The following is a 19,777-nucleotide window of genomic DNA, read 5'->3' on the forward strand; positions in this document are numbered from 1 at the left end:
CGCTAGCGCGCAGCAATCCTTGACGGCGCCTTCGCCTCGACCTTCCCCGCTGTCAGCGCCATCGTCGCGACGCTGACGACGCGCGCGACGACGTCCTCGACGTCGTCGAGATCGCATTTGCCTTCCGACAATTTCGTCAACCGCTCGCTCTCGCGGATGGTGTGGTGCGCCATGGCGAGCGCGAAATTCAGGCCCCAATAGATATCGACATCGCTGCGGTCGGGCAGGGCGCGGCGCATGGCGCCTGCGAATTTCCGTAAGTGGTCGAGCTCGCGGTTCTTGATGCGGCGGATCGGCGGCACGGATTCGATCGAGGCGCGGATCATGAAGCGCGCCGCGGTGGAGCGCTGGTTTTCGGGCCCGAGGCAGCCGCGCAAGGTCGGACCGACGAGGGCGCGCAAGATCACCTCGATCGGCGCGCGACCACCGCCTTGCTCTTCCGCGGCCTTCAACTCGCGCAAACGCTCGCGATTGGTCGCGATCGAGCGCGAGACGAACAGCTCTGCGATCAATTCGTCCTTCGAGCCGAAATGATAATTCACTGCCGCGAGGTTGACGTTGGCCTCCGCGACGATGTCGCGCAGCGTCACGTCGCCGAAGCCGCGATCGGCATAGAGCCGTTCGGCGGCGGCGAGAATGGCAGACCTCGTATGATCGCTGGCCATGGATGCCCTCAGGGGAGGGAGTTGCAATTCAAACACTTGTATGAAACTATCGTTTGAAGGCCGGAGAAAGTCAATCCGCAATCGAGACTCGTTCGCAACGCGCGAACCGGTTCCGGAACGTCCGCAAGTCAGCGCATTCGCGCTTGCGGGCCGCGTGCAGCGGGAGGACAGTCCGGCCAAAACAGGTTCTTAAAGAGAGACCGAGGAGCGTCCCATGGATTTCGATCTGTCCCCGAAGCAGAAGGAATGGCTCGACCGCGTGCAGTTGTTCATGACCAAGCACGTGCGTCCGGCGGTGCCGATCTATAACGAGCAGGATCGCAGCGGCGAGCGCTGGAAGGTGATCCCGGTTCTGGAGGACCTCAAGAAGAAGGCGAAGGCCGAAGGCCTCTGGAACATGTTCATGCCGCCGAACGAGCATGAGGACGACGAATTCCGCGGCGCGGGATTGACCAATCTCGAATACGCGCTGTTGTCGGAGCAGATGGGCCACATCTCCTGGGCTTCGGAAGTGTTCAACTGTTCCGCGCCCGACACCGGCAACATGGAAGTGTTCATGCGCTACGGTTCCAAGGAGCAGAAGCGCAAATGGCTGCGTCCGCTGATGGACGGCGAGATCCGCTCGGCGTTCCTGATGACGGAACCGGCGGTCGCCTCGTCCGATGCCACCAACATCGAGACCCGCATCGAGAAGGATGGCGATCACTACGTCATCAATGGTCGCAAATGGTGGTCGTCCGGCGTCGGCGATCCCCGCTGCAAGATCGCGATCCTGATGGGCAAGACCGATTTCAACGCGGCCAAGCACCAGCAGCAGTCGCAGATCCTGGTTCCGCTCGACACCCCCGGCATCAAGGTCGAGAAGATGCTGCCGGTGTTCGGCTTCGACGACGCGCCGCATGGCCATGCCCAGGTGCTGCTCGAGAACGTGCGCGTTCCGAAGGAGAACATCCTGCTCGGCGAGGGCCGCGGCTTCGAGATCGCGCAGGGTCGCCTCGGTCCCGGCCGCATCCATCACTGCATGCGCACCATCGGCAAGGCCGAGGAGGCGCTGGAGAAGATGGTGAAGCGTCTGATGTCGCGCACCGCCTTCGGCAAGAAGATCGTCGAGCACAGCGTGTGGGAGCAGCGCATCGGCGAGGCCCGCACCAACATCGAGATGACGCGTCTGCTCTGCCTCAAGGCCGCCGACATGATGGACAAGGTCGGCAACAAGACCGCGCAGGCCGAGATCGCCATGATCAAGGTCGCTGCGCCCAACATGGCGCTGAAGATCATCGACGAGGCGATCCAGGCGTTCGGCGGCGCGGGCGTTTCGGACGAGGCGGGTCTCGCCAAGGACTACGCCGGCATCCGCACGCTGCGGCTCGCCGACGGTCCGGACGAGGTGCACAATCGCGCCATTGCCAGGCTTGAAGTTCGGAAGTATGCCAATTCTCCCAAGCATTAAGAGGGAGGGCATGCGGGCGCTCCCGATCTGAAGAAACGACAGGGCATGGTCCCATTCGGAATGACCGCTTGACGCAAGTGCGTCAGCGGTTACCGATTAGGATCATGCCTGACCTGAAATGGTCAGGACTGAAGAGGGAGCGTCACCGTGGCTGACGGCGTCAGGAAAGACGAAGAATTCTCGGGCACCAAGCCGGTCGAGGAGCGGCATCGTTTCGACGAGCTGCGCTTGGAAGCCTGGATGCGCGACAACGTCGAAGGCTATGAAGGCCCGCTGGTCGTTCTCCAGTTCAAGGGCGGCCAATCCAATCCGACCTACCGGCTGAATACGCCGAACCGCTCCTACGTGATGCGCCGCAAGCCGTTCGGCAAATTGCTGCCGTCGGCGCACGCGGTCGATCGCGAATATCGCGTGATTGCAGCCCTTGGAAAGCAGGGCTTTCCGGTCGCGCGCGCCTATGCGCTGTGCCAGGACGACAGCATCATCGGCGCCGCCTTCTACATCATGTCGATGGAGGACGGCCGGGTGTTCTGGGATCCGACGCTGCCGAGCCAGACGCCGGAAGACCGCCGCAAGATATTCACCAGCAAGATCGAGACGCTCGCAAAGCTGCACATGTTCGATCCCGTTGCTATCGGGCTCGGCGAGTTCGGCAAGCCCGGCAACTACTTTGCGCGGCAGATCGACCGCTGGACCAAGCAGTACCGGGCGTCCGAGACCCAGCACATTCCGGAGTTCGAGAAGGTCGCCGAATGGCTGCCTAAAACCGTGCCGGAGCAGGCGCGCGTCTCGATCGTCCACGGCGACTATCGCCTCGACAACATGATTTTCCACGCGACGGAACCGCGCGTGCAGGCCGTGCTGGACTGGGAGCTCTCGACGCTCGGCGATCCCATGGCCGACTTCACCTATCTCCTGATGCAGTGGATCATGCCGGGGCTTCAGGGAGCCGACCTCAAGGCGCTCAACATCCCGAGCGTGGAGGAGGCGGCGCAGATCTATTGCAACGTCACCAAGATGACGGTGCCCGATCTCAACTGGTATTTTGCTTACAATCTGTTCCGCCTCGCCGGCATCACGCAAGGAATCGCCGGCCGCGTCCGCGACGGCACCGCCGCCAACGCCAAGGCGCTCGAATCGGCCAAGCGCACCGTGCCGCTGTCGAAGGCCTCATGGGAATACGCGCAGAAGGCGGGCGCGGTTTAGGGACGACAAATGCGCGGCCGATGGCCGCGCCTTTTGTTTGTTGCGAGGCCGCTTCCACATGCTCAGTGTCATTGCCCGCGAAGGCGGGCAATCCAGTATTCCAGAGACGGTGGCGCTTGAACCGAGAAGCGGCGGCGTACTGGATGCCCCGGTCAAGCCGGGGCATGACACCAGTGATGAGGCGAGCTCGTTCCATCGTCATTGCGAGCGAAGCGAAGCAATCCAGAATCGTTCCGCGGAGGCCGTCTGGATTGCTTCGTCGCAAGAGCTCCTCGCAATGACGAGGATGGAACTCGGAATCCTCGCTAGTAGTTCGTGCAAGGTTCGTAGCCCGGATGAGCGTAGCGATATCCGGGGAGTGTCGCTCCGCTCATACGAGCTACGCCGCTCTCGTAGGGTGGGCAAAGGCGCGTAGCGCTGTGCCCACCATCTCTCCGCGATCATGGTAACGCCGGTGGGCACGCTCCGCTTTGCCCACCCTACGGCACCTACGACGCCGCCTTCACACAATGCACGATCAGCCTCTCCACAAACCCCGCGCATTTCTCCAGCTCCGCCATCTCCACGAACTCGTCCGGCGTATGCGCCTGCGCGATCGAGCCCGGTCCGATTACGACCGACGGGACATCGGCCATGCTGGCAAACAAACTCGCTTCGGTGCCGAACGCCACCTTGGCGTGGTCGTTGCGACCCGCAAGGCTCTTGGCGAGCGTGACGATCGCGGCATCGGCATCGGTGTCGAGCGCGGGATAGTCGAGGATCTCCTCGAAATCGATGCCGCACTCCGGATGTTGCTTCTTCATCGCGGGCTCGAGCTCGGCCTTGGCCCAGGCGACGATCGCATCCGTTACCTCGCGCGACTCGGTGATGCCGATACCGCGGCATTCGAAATCCACCGTGCAGGTGTCGGGCACGATGTTGAGCGCGGCGCCGCCATGCACGATGCTGGTGAGCAGCGTCGAATGCGGAACGTCGTAGAGGCTGCCGGTTGATCGCGCGGCTGCGAGCGCCACGGCGCGGCGGCGGATTTCCGTGATCAGCTCCGCCGCATATTCGATCGCGTTGACTCCGTCTGGTGCGATCGAGGAGTGGCGGGCGAGGCCACGGAATGTCGCGCGCACGCCGTGCTTGCCCTTGTGGCCGATGATGACCTTCATCTCGGTCGGCTCGCCGATGAAGGCGCCGAGCGGCCTGACCTTCTTCTTCGCAACCTCGCGCAGCATCGGCCTCACGCCGACGCAACCGATCTCCTCGTCATAGGAGATCGCGAGATGAATCGGCGTCGCAAGTCTCGCTTCCAGCATCTCCGGCACCATGGCGAGGCACACCGCGACAAATCCCTTCATGTCGGTGGTGCCGCGGCCGTAGAGCTTGCCGTCGCGCTCGACCAGCTTGAATGGATCGTGGCTCCAGTCCTGGCCCGCGACCGGCACGACGTCGGTGTGTCCCGACAGCACGAGGCCTGGCCGGTCCTTCGGTCCGATCGTGACCCAGAGCGAGGCTTTCTGCCCGGTGTCGTCGACGATGCGCTCGCCCTTGACGCCGAGGAAGGCGAGATAGCTCTCGATATGGGCGATCAGGGGCAGGTTGGAACGATCGCTGATTGTGTCGAAGCCGACGAGGTCAGCGAGAAGGTGGCGGATGCGATCCGCTCTGGAGCTTGGGAAGATCGGGTTCGGCATTGTCATTTCTGTCGGGGGAGAGGGAGGCTGAGGTTGCCTGCATGAACCATACCAACGTGGCGGCCCCATGGGCAAATCAACACGGGTACCGTAGCCCGGATCGAGCGCAGCGCAATCGGGGCCACTTCGCCGGATTGGATGGATTCCCGGACTACGCTTCGCTCCATCCGCGTTACAAGATCTCGCGTTGCCCGTCGAGCAAAACACCCAAACGCTCGGTCAACCCGCACCACCGAAAATATTCCACTTTGCCGAAATTCGGAAACGGCGTATCCATCGCCGCAACCCGGCCCAAGGAAGAGGGGCGTATCGCGATCGTCACGAACGCGGGCCGGGCGGCGGTGGACGCAGGTCACATCGGCACGAAAAGCTTCGCAGGGCGGGCGACCGTGAGCGAAGACCTCGCGCCAACGACAGGTGTGATCGGCGTACGGCCAAATCGTGTCGTCCTGGCGCCCGGGGTCTGTGCGCCAAGTCTTGCGGTGATGCGGCGGTCCAACCGGATACGCGCATCAGTCATCCGCACGGCGACGGGGGCAATAGTGCATCGCTCCCCGGGGAGAGCACGATATATGCCGTTCCAACCACTGCGCAGGGAAGGCCGGGATGCTCCGGTTGCCCTGTTACCCGCTGTGCATTGTAGCGCAAACTACTCATGGCATAGCGGACAATGGGAGCCAGCCGGCTCCCGGTCTTCCCTGCGCCCTCTTTCAATGGAGGGGGAGGCATCGAGGCAAAGCTCGGGCAAAACAAGCCGCGAGGATGCGGAGGTGTGTCTGCAATGAACATGCGAATGATGAAGCGGCCGTGTCACCCCACACTCCGTCATTGCGAGGAGCTCTTGCGACGAAGCAATCCAGACTGTCTCCGCGGAGGGATTCTGGATTGCTTCGCTACGCTCGCAATGACGACGTTGAGGCAGCATGCGGCAATCGCTCACCGTCACCCTGAGGTGCTCGCCTCTTCGAGCCTCGAAGGGCGACGGCCCGGCTGCATCTCGGCCGTTCATCCTTCGAGGCTCGGCTTGCGATGCGTATGCATCGCATGCCTCGCACCTCAGGATGACGGAACGAACGAGGGCAACGATGCTAAACCGGCTTCCCCGTATACGGCATCGACGCCGTCAGCCCACCGTCAACCGGGAACGCCTGGCCGTTGACATACGACGCCTCGTCGCTGGCCAGGAACAGCCCCATCGCCGCGAGCTCGTGCGGCTGGCCGGGACGCTTGAGGGGATTGAGCTGGCCGATCTTGTCCTGGGTGCCACGTTCCTTGGCGCGGTCGAAGATCGGTTTGGTCATGCCGGTCTCGATAAGGCCCGGGCAGACCGCGTTGATGCGCACGCCGGTGCCGGTGAGCGAATACGCCGTGGTCTGCACCAGGCTGATCACGCCGGCCTTGCTCGCCGCGTAGGGATGACCGCTGGCGCCGGCCTTGAGGCCCGCGACGGATGCGGTGAGCACGATCGCGCCGGACTGTTGCTTCACCATGTGCGGCATCGCATGCTTCACCGCAAGGAACGGTCCGATCAGGTTGACGCGCAGCACCTCTTGCCACTGTTCCACGGTCTGCTCACCGAGCGGGACGAGCCCGCCGGAGACGCCGGCATTGGCCCAGATCACGTCGAGCCGGCCATGCGTCTTCACCGCCTTGTCGATGACGGCCATGACGTCCTTTTCGGAGCCCGCGTCGGCCACCATGGCTTCCGCGACACCGCCGGCCTTCTTCACCTCGTCGACGGTCTCCTTCACCGCCTCGGTGCGGTCGACCGCGATCAGCTTGGCGCCTTCCCGGGTGAAGAGGAGTGCGGCGGCGCGGCCGATGCCGCTGCCGGCGCCGGTGATGATGACGGATTTGCCTTGCAGACGGCCCATGCGTTTCTCCCTTTGGTATGCTGCGCGACGCTTGCCGCGCGACGGAATTTCAAACAAGATTTCAAACGGTAAAGTGTCTTGAGACACGTTCACACCTGACGTACAGCGACATCAAACGGGATGGAAGAGTTTCGATGACAAGCGCAGACAAGCCCAATGTGGTCACAACGCGGTGGTGGTGGGTCCGTCATGCGCCGGTGCGCAATGACGGCGGCAACATCTACGGGCAGAGCGATCTCGCCTGCGACACCAGCGATACTTACGTGTTCAATGCTGTTGCCAAGGTGCTGCCACGCAAGGCGGTCTGGTATTCGAGCAATCTGATGCGCACCCACCAGACCGCGGAAGCGATCTGGGCGGCCGGTTACCCGAAGCCTGCGTCGATGAAACGGGAAGCGGACCTCGCCGAGCAGAATCTCGGCCGCTGGCAAGGCATGAACCGTGCCCAGTTTATCGCGAGTCGTCCCGTCGGCACGAGCTGGTTCGCCGACATCAACGAGCCCGCGCCCGGCGGCGAAAGTTTCATGGATCTCTACAACCGCACGCGCCGTACCGTTGAGCGGATCAACGCCGAGGCGGCCGGGCAGGACGTGATCGCCGTCGCGCATGGCGGCACCATCAAGGCGGCGATCGGCCTCGCACTCGACGGCCAGGTAGAGCGGGCACTGTCGTTCGACATCGACAATGTGTCGATCACGCGGCTCGATTACTTCTCGAGCTCCCAGCGCTGCGTCTGGCGCCTGCCGATGGTGAACCAGCAGCCGTGGATCGCGGACGACGCGCACGCGGCAATGCATCAGCCGGCGGGACCGGAAGTCAAGAAGCTCGCCTGACACCGTTGTCCGCGCGCACGGACGCGGCGTAAGCTTCAAGTCAATCAAACCATAATCTGGGAGAGAAACATGACCTTGTTCGACATGAAGGGCAAAGTTGCCGTCATCACCGGCTCGACGCGCGGTATCGGGCTTGCGATCGCCGAGCGCATGGCCGAGCACGGCGCCAAGGTCGTGATCTCCTCGCGCAAGGCCGACGTCTGCGACCAGGTTGCCAAGAGCATCAACGACAAGTTCGGCAAGGGCACGGCGGTCGCGATCGCCGCCAACATCTCGTCGAAGGAAAATCTGCAAAATCTCATCGATGAGAGCAACCGCGCCTTCGGCAAGATCGACGTGCTGGTCTGCAACGCCGCGTCGAACCCGTATTACGGTCCGCTCGCCGGCATCTCCGACGATCAGTTCAGGAAGATTCTCGACAACAACATCGTCGCCAACAACTGGCTGATCTCGATGGTGGTGCCGCAGATGATCGAGCGCAAGGACGGCTCGATCATCATCGTCTCCTCGATCGGCGGCCTCAAAGGCTCGACCATCCTCGGCGCCTACGCGATTTCCAAGGCCGCCGACATGCAGCTCGCGCGCAATCTCGCCTGCGAATACGGCAAGCACAACATCCGCGTGAACTGCATCGCGCCCGGCCTGATCAAGACCGATTTTGCCAAGGCGCTGTGGGACAATCCGGAGAATCTAAAGGCCTCGACCTCGCGCTCGCCGCTGCTCCGCATCGGCATCCCCGACGAGATCGCCGGCGCCGCCGTGTTCCTGGGATCGAAGGCCGGCGACTTCATGACCGGCCAGACCATGGTGATCGACGGCGGCGCGACGATTAGTTGACGGTCTCGCGCCCCCGGACGCGGAGCAGCACGAAGTGCTGCTCCGCAGAGCCGGGACCCAGAAGGCCGAAAACGCGATCGCAGAGACATGGGCCTCGGCTCTGCAACGCACCGCTACGCGCTGCGTTGCGTCCGGGGCACGAGACCTCAATCCACCGCCGCGTAAACCAGATCCCGCACCAGCGTCCGCGTATGATCGCGCTGTCCCGGGCCCTGCGACATGAACACGACGAACAGATCCTCCTTCGGGTCGATCCAGAAGAACGTCCCGGCAATGCCGCTCCAGAAATACTGGCCGACGCTGCCGGGGAACGGCGCGATGCCGGCCTCGCGGCGCACGGCGAAGCCGAGGCCGAAGCCGTGGCCGGGCGAGAGCAGGGTGCCGTTGGTCACAACGTGCGGTCCCAGGTGATCGGATGCCATCAGCTCCAGCGTCTTGCGGCCAATGATCCTGTTGCCGTCGAGCGTGCCGCCGTTGCGCAGCATCAGCGCGAAGCGGGCATAGTCCATCGTGGTCGAGACCAGGCCGCCGCCGCCGGACTCCATCACCGGCTGCTCGAGCATGTTGAACAGCGCGACCTTGTCGCCGGTCCAGGGATCGGCTTCGAACGGCTGAGCGAGCCGGCCGGCATTGGCTTCGCTCGTCGAGAAGCCGGTCTCGGCCATCTGGAGCGGAGCGAGGATGCGCTCGGCGAGGAAGGCGCCGAGTGATTTGCCGCTGACGATTTCGATGATGCGGCCGAGGATGTCGGTAGAGCGGCTATAGTTGAACTCGTCGCCGGGGTGGCAGACCAGCGGGAAGCGAGCGACCAGCGCGGCATGCTCGGCATTGGTGATCTTGCGGCTGCGGACGCGGGACTCCTGGTAGAGCTTGTGCACGGGGCCGTCGCCCTGGTGCTCATAAGTGAGACCAGAGGTGTGGCGGAGTAGGTCCTGTACCGTCATCGGCCGCTTCGGCGGAACCAGTTCCAGCTTGTCGCCGCTGACCACGCCGACCTTCTGGTTAGCGAACTCCGGAATGAACTTGGCGACGGGGTCGGCGAGCAGGAGGTGGCCATCCTCGACCAGCGCCATGATGCCGACCGAGACGATCGGCTTGGTCATCGAGAAGATGCGGAAGATCGAATCAAGCGCCATCGGCACGGACGCCGCCGGGCTCTGCTTGCCGAGCGCCTCGAACCAGCCGACCTGGCCGCGCCGGGCCACCAGCACGGTCACTCCCGGAATGGTTCCCCTGTCGATCTCGCGCTTGAACGCGTCCGACATCGTCTGGAGACGAGGGCGCGACAAGCCCAGCGTTTCCGGCTTGGCTTCGGGCAAAGGCGGGGTTTTCGGCGCGATGGCGGCTTGGGCGGCGGCTGTGGCAGTCATGTTCACTCCCGGGGGCACATTATTATCGGGAGCGAAGAGTGGCCCAGATGGCGCGGCCGAAACAAGCGAGGCCAGCGCGCCTCACCCTTGCAATCCGTCCTTGCAATCCGGCCGTCCCCTGTGCTTGAAAGCGGCCCTGATCCGCGCGGCGACGCGAGGGTCCGTAGGAGTGTAGCTCAATTGGTAGAGCACCGGTCTCCAAAACCGGGGGTCGCAGGTTCGAGCCCTGCCACTCCTGCCAGCTAATCCCAGGCAATCAGGATCGACAGGCAGGACGGCACCGAGCGAAAAGCTCGGACCGTGGATCATGCGGACCGGGTAAGCCCTTGATCCGGATCGGGTCCGCTGGCCTCGGCCGCGCGTCTCCCGGCTGGCCCGCACCTTGACCTTTGGCCCCATCCGCAGTAGATACCCCGCACTCGCAGCCGGCCCGTTGAGATGCGGATATCCGGCGCGGCTTTGAAATCCCCGAACAATCGAGCCCGGTTTCCGGCTCATCCTTCGAGATAGAGGGCTGGGCCAACGGCGGCTGTTCGGATCCCTGAAATTCATTCGCGTCTGTCGACGGACGTTGGACATCAAACGATGGCAGTCAGCCCGTTCAAGTTCTTGCAGGAAGTGCGCTCGGAGACCGCCAAGGTCACCTGGCCGACCCGTCGTGAGACCACGATCACCACGATCATGGTATTCGTGATGGTCGCCGTGGCCTCGATCTTCTTCTTCGCCGCCGACCAGATCATCCGCTACCTCATCACCTTCCTTTTGGGCATTCACTGATGGCAACAGCCGCTGCAACCCAATCGACCGACAAGCGCTGGTACATCGTCCACGCCTACTCGAACTTCGAGAAGAAGGTCGCCGAATCGATCCGCGAGCAGGCCAAGCAGCGCGGGCTCGAGGAGCTGTTCGAGCTGGTGCTGGTTCCGACCGAGAAGGTCACGGAAGTGCGCCGCGGCCGCAAGATCGACGCCGAGCGCAAGTTCTTCCCGGGCTACGTGCTGGTGAAGATGAAGCTGACCGACGAGGCGTTTCATCTGATCAAGAACACCCCGAAGGTCACGGGCTTCCTCGGCGCCGAGAATAAGCCGATGCCGATCTCGGAAGCCGAGGCCATGCGCATCCTGCACCAGGTGCAGGAGGGTGTGGAACGGCCGAAGGCGTCGGTGTCGTTCGAGATCGGCGAGAACGTGCGCGTGGCCGATGGCCCGTTTGCCTCGTTCTCGGGTGTGGTCGAGGAAATCGACGAGGCGCGCTCGCGCGTGAAGGTCGCGGTGTCGATCTTCGGCCGCGCTACGCCGGTCGAGCTGGAATTCGGTCAGGTCGAGAAGGTCTGACCGGGTAGCGCGTGAGACTTCGGTCTCACGCAACAAGAGGCCGTGGGAGGGAGAGGGCGGTTGCCAGCCGCATCCGACCCAGACCACGAACCTGAAACCGCTGGCGATCGCCGGCACAACAGGAGTGATACATGGCAAAGAAAGTGACCGGATACCTGAAGCTTCAGGTCCCGGCCGGTGCGGCGAATCCTTCGCCCCCGATCGGTCCCGCGCTTGGTCAGCGCGGTCTCAACATCATGGAGTTCTGCAAGGCGTTCAACGCCCAGACCCAGAAGGAAGAGAAGAACACCCCGATTCCCGTCGTGATCACGATCTATGCCGATCGTTCGTTCACGTTCGAGATGAAGACGCCCCCGATGTCCTTCTTCCTCAAGCAGGCCGCCAAGATCCAGTCCGGCTCGAAGGCGCCGGGCCGCGACAAGGCCGGCAAGGTGACCAAGGCGCAGGTGCGCGAGATCGCCGAGAAGAAGATGAAGGATCTCAATTGCGATTCCATCGAGTCGGCCATGAAGATGGTCGAGGGCTCTGCCCGTTCGATGGGTCTGGAAGTGGCGGGGTAAGGGCTCATGGCAATCGGAAAGCGTTTGAACAAAGCCCGCGAAGGTGTTGACCGCGAAAAGCTTTACCCGCTCGCGGACGCCATCAAGATGGTCAAGGAACGCGCCAAGGCGAAGTTCGACGAGACCATCGAGGTCGCGATCAATCTCGGCGTCGATCCGCGTCACGCCGACCAGATGGTCCGCGGCGTCGTGACCCTGCCGAACGGCACCGGCCGTACGCTCCGCGTCGGCGTGTTCGCCCGCGGCGCCAAGGCCGATGAGGCCAAGGCTGCGGGTGCCGACGTCGTCGGCGCCGAGGACCTGGTCGAGAAGGTGCAGAACGGTTCGATCGAGTTCGACCGCTGCATCGCCACCCCCGACATGATGCCGCTGGTCGGCCGTCTCGGTAAGGTGCTGGGCCCGCGTGGCCTGATGCCGAACCCGAAGATCGGCACCGTGACCATGGACGTCACCGGTGCGGTGAAGGGCGCCAAGGGCGGCTCGGTCGAGTTCCGCGTCGAGAAGGCCGGCATCTTGCAGGCCGGCGTCGGCAAGGCCTCGTTCTCCGAGGAGAAGCTGGTCGAGAACATCAAGGCTCTCGCCGATGCTGTCTCGAAGGCGAAGCCGGCCGGCTCCAAGGGTACCTACATCCAGCGCGTTGCGGTGTCCTCGACGATGGGCCCGGGCGTGAAGGTCGAGCCGGGCACCATTCTCGGCTAAGGTTTGGAAATTGCATGAGGCGAGGGGCGGAATTGGGCAACCGATTCCGCCCCTCGTCGTTTGTCGCGGCGCTTACCGGAAACAAGAACAATGGCTGACAAGGTCCTGATCTATTCGCGCTTTCCCAAGACGATGATGGCGCGCTTCGCCGAGCGGTTCGAGCTGCTCGACACCGGCGGCAAGCCGGCCCGCGACATGTTTCCGGTGGAGGAGCTCAGTGGCATCCGCGCGCTGTTGACGGCCGGCGGCTCGCCGCTCGGCGCAGAGGCGATGGACCTGTTTCCAAAGCTCGGCGCCATCGTCTGCTACGGAACCGGCTATGACGGCGTCGACCTGAAGGCGGCTGCCGCCCGCAACATCGCGGTCGGCCACAGCCCTGGCGCCAATGCTGCCTCCGTCGCCGACATCGCGATGACCCTGATGCTGGCAACGACGCGGCGGATCCTGGTTGCCGACCAATATGTCCGCAGCGGCGATTGGGCATCGTCAAAGCAGTCGCCGATGATGCGCCCGCAGGCCGGCATGCCCGGCCGCCGCATTGGCGTCTACGGCATGGGAGAGATCGGCCGCAAGATCGCGGCGCGCTGCGCCGCCTTCGAGAGCGAGGTCGGCTATTTCAGCCGCAGCCAATACGATCTGCCGTATCAATATTTCCCGACGCTGGAGGCGCTCGCCGACTGGTGCAGCGTGCTGATGATCGCGGTGCGGGCGGGGGCCGACACCCAGCACGTCGTCGACGCCGACATCCTCAGGCGCCTCGGCGCGGATGGCTATGTCGTCAATATCTCCCGCGGCTCAGTGATCGACGAGAAGGCCCTGGTCGCGGCGCTGACCGACAAGACCATCGCCGGCGCCGGCCTAGACGTCTTCGAAAAGGAACCGCACGCCCCCGATGCGTTGACTGCGCTGCCCAACGTCGTGTTCGCCCCCCATATCGGAGGCCATACCCTCGAATCGCACGTCGCCATGCAGGGCTGCGTGCTCGCGAACCTGAGCGCATTCTTCGAGGGTAAGCCGCTGCCTTATGCGGTCAAATCGGCCTGAATCGGCCCTTGTTGGCCTGGGTCAATCCCCGCCGGCAATCGATTGGAACTGGTGTGAATTTTGCTCTTGGCAATCGGGCTCGGAGCGGTTAAAGAACCGCTTCCGGACGTGCCGGCTAAGGCTGGCGCGTTCGTGCACGCATTCCGAAAACCCTACAAGGCAGGAGATCATTCCTTTTCAGGACGTCCGTGAGGATTTGCCCGAAAAGGAAGGAAAACCCGTCGGTTGGTGGAGTGCGGGCAGGGGTCGGGCGGTTCGCCGGCTGACCTCGTCCTGTCCAAGACTGCAGGCGCCCGCGGGAAGTTTCGATTTCTCAACGGCTTAATCGCATGGCCTGCATAGACGGGTGAAGACCGGATTTCACTTCGCGCCCAGCTTTAACGGCTGGCTTGCGAAACGGGTCTGGTTCGGACCTCGACACGCCGTGGGCCTTAAGGGCTCCCGGAGGGCAGGCTTTAAATTGTCGTCTCGCCCGGCGCGTGTCCTGGGGGTTTTGGCCCCGAGGTTCAGGTTTTGGGTGGGACGATGGGTGCAACCCGGCGGTCCCGCTTCTCGCGATGACCGCCAACCGGAAAGAGCTTGCTGTGGAACGAGCGGCAAAAAAGGAAGCGGTCGAACAGCTCAATGGGGTCTTCAAGACCACGAGCGTCGCGGTCGTTGCTCAATATTCCGGCCTGACCGTTGCCCAGATGCAGAAGCTGCGTATGCAGATGAAGCAGGCTGGCGCCTCGGTGAAGGTCTCGAAGAACCGTCTCGCCAAAATTGCTCTTGAAGGCACTGACGTCGTTGCCATCGGCCCCATGCTGAAGGGACCGACCGTGATCGCCACTTCGAACGATCCGGTAGCGGCGCCAAAGGTCGCCATCGAATTCGCCAAGGCGAACGAAAAGTTCGTCATCGTCGGCGGCTCGATGGGGAAGACCGTCCTGAATGTCGACGGCGTGAAGGCGCTTGCCTCGCTGCCGTCGCTTGATGAACTGCGCGGCAAGATCGTCGGCCTGCTTGTGGCCCCGGCGACCAAGCTTGCTCAGCTCGCCAATGCGCCCGCGGGCAAGCTCGCGCGCGTCATCCAGGCTCATGCCTCAAAGGGCGAAGCGGCCTGACGCCCTTCGCAAAACTCAAACCCGAACCAGACTTACACTCAAGGAAACTGAACAATGGCTGACTTGCAGAAGATCGTTGACGACCTCTCGAGCCTCACCGTGCTCGAAGCTGCCGAACTCGCGAAGCTCCTCGAAGAGAAGTGGGGCGTTTCGGCTGCCGCGGCTGTCGCCGTGGCCGGCCCGGCTGGTGGTGGCGCTGCCGCCGCTCCGGCGGAAGAGAAGACCGAGTTCACGGTCGTTCTCGCCAGCGCCGGCGACAAGAAGATCGAGGTCATCAAGGAAGTCCGCGCCATCACCGGCCTGGGCCTGAAGGAAGCAAAGGACCTCGTCGAGGGCGCGCCGAAGCCTGTCAAGGAAGGCGTGAACAAGGAAGAAGCCGACAAAATCAAGGTCCAGCTCGAGAAGGCTGGCGCCAAGGTCGAGCTCAAGTAAGCGGCGCTTGCTGGCCAAGATCCCGGGCGCGCGTCAGCGAGGCCCGGGATCCTGGTCCATCCACAAAAGGGATGGACCGGATGCAAAAGGCGTGCGACGGAACGTCCCGACGCAGGCCGAACACGAAAAAGTGTGGGGATTTGAGGGTTTACCCCTCGAATCTCCACTATTGTCGCCCCATATCGGTTCGGCAGCACGAAAGCGCGGTGGGCAGGGATGCCGGATTTCCCTGTAAGCCGTTGGGAGAGCAGGCTATTTCGGGCTTTTGCAGTCCGTGAAGACGATCGTTGTGACGGGCGGGCGCGCTCCTGCGCCCCGCGCGTCGTTTTGCGTTTTGAAGGTCTGAAGAACAGATTCAGGACATTCCCGCCTGAACTGAGTCTCCGGCCCCCAAAGCGGGTTCGAAAAATTCAACCCGGGGAGCGGTGGCAGCCGCGTTCCGGACGGCGCGCCCAGAGCGGGCGACGAAAATGAGAGGCCACGATGGCGCAGCAGACATTCACCGGTCGCAAACGCGTTCGCAAGTTCTTCGGACACATCAAGGAAGTCGCCGAGATGCCGAACCTCATCGAGGTTCAGAAGGCGTCCTATGACCAGTTCCTGATGGTCGACGAACCCCAGGGCGGGCGGTCCGATGAGGGCTTGCAGGCGGTGTTCCGCTCGGTGTTCCCGATCTCCGACTTCTCGGGCACCTCGATGCTGGAATTCGTCCGCTACGAGTTCGAGCCGCCGAAATACGACGTCGACGAGTGCCGCCAGCGCGGCATGACCTTCGCGGCACCCCTCAAGGTGACGCTGCGCCTCATCGTGTTCGATATCGACGAGGAAACCGGCGCCAAGTCGGTGAAGGACATCAAGGAGCAGGACGTCTACATGGGCGACATCCCGCTCATGACGATGAACGGCACCTTCATCGTCAACGGCACTGAGCGCGTCATCGTCTCCCAGATGCACCGTTCGCCCGGCGTGTTCTTCGACCACGACAAGGGCAAGACCCATTCCTCGGGCAAGCTGCTGTTCGCCGCCCGCGTCATCCCGTATCGCGGCTCCTGGCTCGACATCGAGTTCGACGCCAAGGACATCGTCTATGCGCGTATCGACCGTCGCCGCAAGATTCCGGTGACGTCGCTGATGTTCGCGCTCGGCCTCGACGGCGAGGCGATCCTCAGCACGTTCTACAAGAAGATTCTCTACAAGCGGACCAAGGAAGGCTGGCGCGTTCCGTTCGACGCCAACCGTTTCCGCGGCTACTCGACCATCAACGACCTGATCGACGCCGACACCGGCAAGGTCGTGCTCGAGGCCGGCAAGAAGCTCACCGTGCGCGGTGCGCGTCAGATGCAGGAGAAGGGCCTGAAGGCGCTGCGCCTGTCCGATGAGGAGCTCGTCGGCAACTATCTCGCCGAGGACCTCGTCAACCCGAAGACCGGCGAGATCCACGCGGAAGCCGGTGAAGAGATCACCGACAAGTCGATGAAGGCCCTCAACGAGCAGGGCTACAAGGAACTGCCGCTGCTCGACATCGACCACGTCAATGTCGGCGCCTACATCCGCAACACGCTCTCGGCCGACAAGAACATGACGCGCGAGGACGCGCTGTTCGACATCTACCGCGTGATGCGTCCGGGCGAACCGCCGACGCTGGATTCGGCGCAGGCGATGTTCCAGTCGCTGTTCTTCGATGCCGAGCGCTACGACCTGTCCGCGGTCGGCCGCGTCAAGATGAACATGCGCCTCGACCTCGATGCGCCCGACACCCAGCGTACGCTGCGCAAGGAAGACATCCTCTCCGTCATCAAGACGCTGGTGGATCTGCGCGACGGCAAGGGCGAGATCGACGATATCGACCATCTCGGCAACCGCCGTGTGCGCTCGGTCGGCGAGCTCATGGAGAACCAGTACCGCATCGGCCTCCTGCGCATGGAGCGCGCGATCAAGGAGCGCATGTCCTCGGTCGACATCGACACGGTCATGCCGCAGGACCTGATCAACGCGAAGCCGGCGGCTGCCGCCGTGCGCGAGTTCTTCGGCTCCTCGCAGCTCTCGCAGTTCATGGACCAGACCAACCCGCTGTCGGAGATCACCCACAAGCGCCGCCTGTCCGCGCTTGGACCGGGTGGTCTGACCCGCGAGCGCGCCGGCTTCGAGGTGCGCGACGTGCATCCGACCCATTACGGCCGCATCTGCCCGATCGAGACGCCGGAAGGTCCGAACATCGGCCTGATCAACTCGCTCGCGACCTTCGCGCGCGTGAACAAGTACGGCTTCGTCGAGACGCCGTACCGCAAGGTCAAGGACGGTCGCGTCACCGACGAGGTCGTGTACCTCTCGGCGATGGAAGAGGGCCGCTACACGGTCGCGCAGGCCAACGTGCCGCTCGACCCGAAGGGCCGCTTCACCGAAGACCTCGTGGTCTGCCGTCACGCCGGCGAAGTCCTGCCGGTGACGCCGGACAAGGTCGACTACATGGATGTGTCGCCGAAGCAGCTCGTTTCGGTCGCGGCAGCCCTGATCCCGTTCCTCGAGAACGACGACGCCAACCGCGCGCTGATGGGCTCGAACATGCAGCGCCAGGCGGTGCCGCTGGTTCGCGCCGAGGCGCCGTTCGTCGGCACCGGCATGGAAGGCGTCGTTGCGCGTGACTCGGGTGCTGCGATCGCGGCGCGCCGTTCGGGCGTGATCGACCAGATCGACGCCACCCGCGTCGTCATCCGCGCCACGGAAGATCTCGATCCGACCAAGTCGGGCGTCGATATCTACCGCCTGATGAAGTACCAGCGCTCCAACCAGTCGACCTGCATCAACCAGCGTCCGCTGGTGAAGGTCGGCGACATCGTCAAGAAGGGCGACATCATCGCCGACGGTCCGTCGACCGATCTCGGCGAGCTCGCTCTGGGGCGCAACGTGCTCGTCGCGTTCATGCCGTGGAACGGCTACAACTTCGAAGACTCGATCCTGCTCTCCGAGCGGATCGTGAAGGAAGACGTCTTCACCTCGATCCATATCGAAGAATTCGAGGTGATGGCCCGCGACACCAAGCTCGGACCCGAGGAAATCACCCGCGACATTCCGAACGTCTCGGAAGAAGCGCTGAAGAACCTCGACGAAGCCGGTATCGTCTACATCGGCGCGGAAGTGCGCGCCGGCGACATCCTGGTCGGCAAGATCACGCCAAAGGGCGAAAGCCCGATGACGCCGGAAGAAAAGCTTCTGCGCGCCATCTTCGGCGAAAAGGCCTCCGACGTTCGCGACACCTCGCTGCGCGTTCCTCCGGGCGTGCAGGGCACGATCGTGGAAGTGCGCGTGTTCAACCGTCACGGCGTCGACAAGGACGAGCGTGCGCTGGCGATCGAGCGGGAAGAGATCGAGCGTCTGGCCAAGGACCGCGACGACGAGCAGGCGATCCTGGACCGCAACGTCTACAACCGTCTCGCCGAGCTGCTCGAGGGACGGCAGGGCATTGCGGGCCCGAAGGGCTTCAAGAAGGACACCAAGATCACCCGCGCGGTGCTCGAGGAGTACCCGAAGTCGCAATGGTGGCTGTTCGCTTCGCCGAACGACAAGCTGATGGCCGAGATCGAGGCCATGCGGAAGCAGTACGACGAGTCGAAGAAGGGGCTGGAACAGCGCTTCCTCGACAAGGTCGAGAAGCTTCAGCGCGGTGACGAATTGCCGCCCGGCGTGATGAAGATGGTCAAGGTCTTCGTCGCGGTGAAGCGCAAGATCCAGCCCGGTGACAAGATGGCCGGCCGCCACGGCAACAAGGGCGTGGTGTCGAAGATCGTGCCGATCGAGGACATGCCGTTCCTCGAAGACGGTACGCATGCCGACATCGTGCTCAATCCGCTCGGCGTGCCCTCGCGCATGAACGTCGGACAGATCCTCGAAACCCATCTCGGCTGGGCCTGCGCCGGCCTCGGCAAGCGTATCGGCCAGACGGTCGATGCCTATTTGTCGAAGCAGGACATCAAGCCGCTGAAGGAAACCTTGAAGAAGGTCTATGGCGAGGACGAGACGATCAAGTCGCTCAACGACAACGAACTGATCGAGCTCGGCCACAATCTGAGCCGCGGCGTGCCGATCGCGACGCCGGTGTTCGACGGCGCCAAGGAAGCCGACATCGAGGAGATGCTGAAGCTTGCCGGTCTCGACGCTTCGGGGCAGTCGACCGTCTATGACGGCCGCACCGGCGATCCGTTCGATCGCAAGGTGACGGTGGGCTACATCTACATGCTCAAGCTGCACCATCTGGTCGACGACAAGATCCACGCGCGCTCGATCGGTCCGTACTCGCTCGTCACCCAGCAGCCGCTGGGCGGCAAGGCGCAGTTCGGCGGCCAGCGCTTCGGCGAAATGGAGGTGTGGGCGCTCGAGGCTTACGGCGCGGCGTACACGCTCCAGGAGATGCTGACGGTGAAGTCGGACGACGTCGCCGGCCGCACCAAGGTCTACGAGGCGATCGTGCGCGGCGACGACACGTTCGAGGCCGGTATTCCGGAATCGTTCAACGTGCTGGTCAAGGAAATGCGCTCGCTCGGCCTCAACGTCGACCTGCACAACTCCAAGATGGGTCCGGCGCCGACGTCGGAAGCGGCCGAGTAATTCGACCTTTCATGCCCGGCCTTCACGGCCGGGCATTGGCGCCCCTCCCGAGGCCTTGAGGGCAGGGCGCCCCGCTTGAGTGATTT

At 63.4% G+C, this 19,777-nt stretch carries 16 protein-coding genes and 1 tRNA gene; 13 read left to right on the plus strand and 4 right to left on the minus strand.

Annotation, left to right across the window (positions count from 1 at the left end; all coding sequences use genetic code 11):
- Positions 1-2: 2 nt before the first annotated feature.
- Positions 3-665 carry a TetR/AcrR family transcriptional regulator gene (locus tag JQ627_RS23000; protein ID WP_212486414.1) on the minus strand — a complete coding sequence of 221 codons (663 nt, stop codon included), beginning with the start codon at positions 663-665 and terminating at the stop codon, positions 3-5.
- A gap of 214 nt (positions 666-879) precedes the next feature.
- On the opposite strand from JQ627_RS23000, the gene JQ627_RS23005 reads away from it, so the two are divergent.
- Positions 880-2,115, plus strand: a complete 1,236-nt coding sequence (locus JQ627_RS23005; RefSeq protein ID WP_212486415.1) for an acyl-CoA dehydrogenase family protein — start codon at positions 880-882, stop codon at positions 2,113-2,115.
- Positions 2,116-2,262: 147 nt separating this feature from the next.
- Positions 2,263-3,321, plus strand: coding sequence for a phosphotransferase family protein (locus JQ627_RS23010; protein WP_212486416.1), 1,059 nt, complete (start codon positions 2,263-2,265; stop codon positions 3,319-3,321).
- A 488-nt stretch (positions 3,322-3,809) separates the two neighbouring features.
- On the opposite strand, the gene argE is transcribed toward JQ627_RS23010, so the two are convergent.
- Positions 3,810-5,003: an acetylornithine deacetylase gene (argE, locus tag JQ627_RS23015; RefSeq protein ID WP_212486417.1), complete on the minus strand. Its 1,194-nt coding sequence runs from the start codon at positions 5,001-5,003 to the stop codon at positions 3,810-3,812.
- Between the two features lie 1,088 nt (positions 5,004-6,091).
- The gene (locus JQ627_RS23020; protein WP_028152877.1) at positions 6,092-6,877 is read right to left on the minus strand and encodes an SDR family NAD(P)-dependent oxidoreductase; all 786 of its coding nucleotides are present in this window, start codon (positions 6,875-6,877) and stop codon (positions 6,092-6,094) included.
- A 134-nt stretch (positions 6,878-7,011) separates the two neighbouring features.
- On the opposite strand from JQ627_RS23020, the gene JQ627_RS23025 reads away from it, so the two are divergent.
- Both JQ627_RS23025 and JQ627_RS23030 read left to right on the plus strand, forming a co-directional pair.
- Complete coding sequence (locus JQ627_RS23025) at positions 7,012-7,710, plus strand: histidine phosphatase family protein (protein WP_212486418.1); 699 nt, start codon at positions 7,012-7,014, stop codon at positions 7,708-7,710.
- Positions 7,711-7,779: 69 nt separating this feature from the next.
- Entirely contained in the window at positions 7,780-8,547 is a 768-nt protein-coding gene (locus tag JQ627_RS23030; RefSeq protein ID WP_212486419.1) for an SDR family NAD(P)-dependent oxidoreductase, read from the plus strand.
- A gap of 146 nt (positions 8,548-8,693) precedes the next feature.
- On the opposite strand, the gene JQ627_RS23035 is transcribed toward JQ627_RS23030, so the two are convergent.
- Positions 8,694-9,917 (minus strand): serine hydrolase, encoded by a 1,224-nt coding sequence (locus JQ627_RS23035; RefSeq protein ID WP_212486420.1) that lies wholly within the window; start codon positions 9,915-9,917, stop codon positions 8,694-8,696.
- Positions 9,918-10,082: 165 nt separating this feature from the next.
- Here JQ627_RS23035 and JQ627_RS23040 point away from each other — a divergent pair.
- The 9 genes from JQ627_RS23040 to rpoB all read left to right on the plus strand — a co-directional run bounded on the left by JQ627_RS23040 (position 10,083) and on the right by rpoB (position 19,691).
- Positions 10,083-10,158: transfer RNA gene (locus tag JQ627_RS23040), tRNA-Trp, on the plus strand.
- Positions 10,159-10,502: 344 nt separating this feature from the next.
- Positions 10,503-10,694, plus strand: a complete 192-nt coding sequence (gene secE / locus JQ627_RS23045) for a preprotein translocase subunit SecE (RefSeq protein WP_007611620.1) — start codon at positions 10,503-10,505, stop codon at positions 10,692-10,694.
- Positions 10,694-11,251 (plus strand): transcription termination/antitermination protein NusG, encoded by a 558-nt coding sequence (nusG, locus tag JQ627_RS23050; RefSeq protein ID WP_063982569.1) that lies wholly within the window; start codon positions 10,694-10,696, stop codon positions 11,249-11,251. The genes secE and nusG overlap by 1 nt, the downstream gene beginning before the upstream one ends.
- A 131-nt stretch (positions 11,252-11,382) precedes the next feature.
- The gene (gene rplK, locus JQ627_RS23055) at positions 11,383-11,811 is read left to right on the plus strand and encodes a 50S ribosomal protein L11 (RefSeq protein ID WP_006611824.1); all 429 of its coding nucleotides are present in this window, start codon (positions 11,383-11,385) and stop codon (positions 11,809-11,811) included.
- A gap of 6 nt (positions 11,812-11,817) precedes the next feature.
- Positions 11,818-12,510, plus strand: coding sequence for a 50S ribosomal protein L1 (gene rplA / locus JQ627_RS23060; RefSeq protein WP_212486421.1), 693 nt, complete (start codon positions 11,818-11,820; stop codon positions 12,508-12,510).
- Between the two features lie 90 nt (positions 12,511-12,600).
- Complete coding sequence (locus tag JQ627_RS23065; protein WP_212486422.1) at positions 12,601-13,554, plus strand: 2-hydroxyacid dehydrogenase; 954 nt, start codon at positions 12,601-12,603, stop codon at positions 13,552-13,554.
- A 584-nt stretch (positions 13,555-14,138) separates the two neighbouring features.
- Entirely contained in the window at positions 14,139-14,657 is a 519-nt protein-coding gene (rplJ, locus tag JQ627_RS23070; RefSeq protein ID WP_128951213.1) for a 50S ribosomal protein L10, read from the plus strand.
- A gap of 54 nt (positions 14,658-14,711) precedes the next feature.
- Complete coding sequence (rplL, locus tag JQ627_RS23075) at positions 14,712-15,089, plus strand: 50S ribosomal protein L7/L12 (protein ID WP_212092210.1); 378 nt, start codon at positions 14,712-14,714, stop codon at positions 15,087-15,089.
- 483 nt (positions 15,090-15,572) lie between these two features.
- Complete coding sequence (gene rpoB / locus JQ627_RS23080; RefSeq protein WP_212486423.1) at positions 15,573-19,691, plus strand: DNA-directed RNA polymerase subunit beta; 4,119 nt, start codon at positions 15,573-15,575, stop codon at positions 19,689-19,691.
- Positions 19,692-19,777 lie beyond the last annotated feature (86 nt).

The organism is Bradyrhizobium liaoningense (genome assembly GCF_018130785.1).
GTDB lineage: Bacteria > Pseudomonadota > Alphaproteobacteria > Rhizobiales > Xanthobacteraceae > Bradyrhizobium > Bradyrhizobium liaoningense_A.

What these genes read in the sequence shown, in the direction of transcription:
- JQ627_RS23020 (WP_028152877.1), bottom strand. Translation starts at nt 6,877, where the DNA reads ATGGGCCGTCTGCAAGGCAAATCCGTCATCATCACCGGCGCCGGCAGC.
- rplL (WP_212092210.1), top strand. Translation starts at nt 14,712, where the DNA reads ATGGCTGACTTGCAGAAGATCGTTGACGACCTCTCGAGCCTCACCGTG.
- JQ627_RS23065 (WP_212486422.1), top strand. Translation starts at nt 12,601, where the DNA reads ATGGCTGACAAGGTCCTGATCTATTCGCGCTTTCCCAAGACGATGATG.
- secE (WP_007611620.1), top strand. Translation starts at nt 10,503, where the DNA reads ATGGCAGTCAGCCCGTTCAAGTTCTTGCAGGAAGTGCGCTCGGAGACC.
- nusG (WP_063982569.1), top strand. Translation starts at nt 10,694, where the DNA reads ATGGCAACAGCCGCTGCAACCCAATCGACCGACAAGCGCTGGTACATC.
- JQ627_RS23030 (WP_212486419.1), top strand. Translation starts at nt 7,780, where the DNA reads ATGACCTTGTTCGACATGAAGGGCAAAGTTGCCGTCATCACCGGCTCG.
- rplA (WP_212486421.1), top strand. Translation starts at nt 11,818, where the DNA reads ATGGCAATCGGAAAGCGTTTGAACAAAGCCCGCGAAGGTGTTGACCGC.
- rpoB (WP_212486423.1), top strand. Translation starts at nt 15,573, where the DNA reads ATGGCGCAGCAGACATTCACCGGTCGCAAACGCGTTCGCAAGTTCTTC.
- JQ627_RS23025 (WP_212486418.1), top strand. Translation starts at nt 7,012, where the DNA reads ATGACAAGCGCAGACAAGCCCAATGTGGTCACAACGCGGTGGTGGTGG.
- JQ627_RS23035 (WP_212486420.1), bottom strand. Translation starts at nt 9,917, where the DNA reads ATGACTGCCACAGCCGCCGCCCAAGCCGCCATCGCGCCGAAAACCCCG.
- argE (WP_212486417.1), bottom strand. Translation starts at nt 5,003, where the DNA reads ATGCCGAACCCGATCTTCCCAAGCTCCAGAGCGGATCGCATCCGCCAC.
- rplK (WP_006611824.1), top strand. Translation starts at nt 11,383, where the DNA reads ATGGCAAAGAAAGTGACCGGATACCTGAAGCTTCAGGTCCCGGCCGGT.
- JQ627_RS23005 (WP_212486415.1), top strand. Translation starts at nt 880, where the DNA reads ATGGATTTCGATCTGTCCCCGAAGCAGAAGGAATGGCTCGACCGCGTG.
- JQ627_RS23000 (WP_212486414.1), bottom strand. Translation starts at nt 665, where the DNA reads ATGGCCAGCGATCATACGAGGTCTGCCATTCTCGCCGCCGCCGAACGG.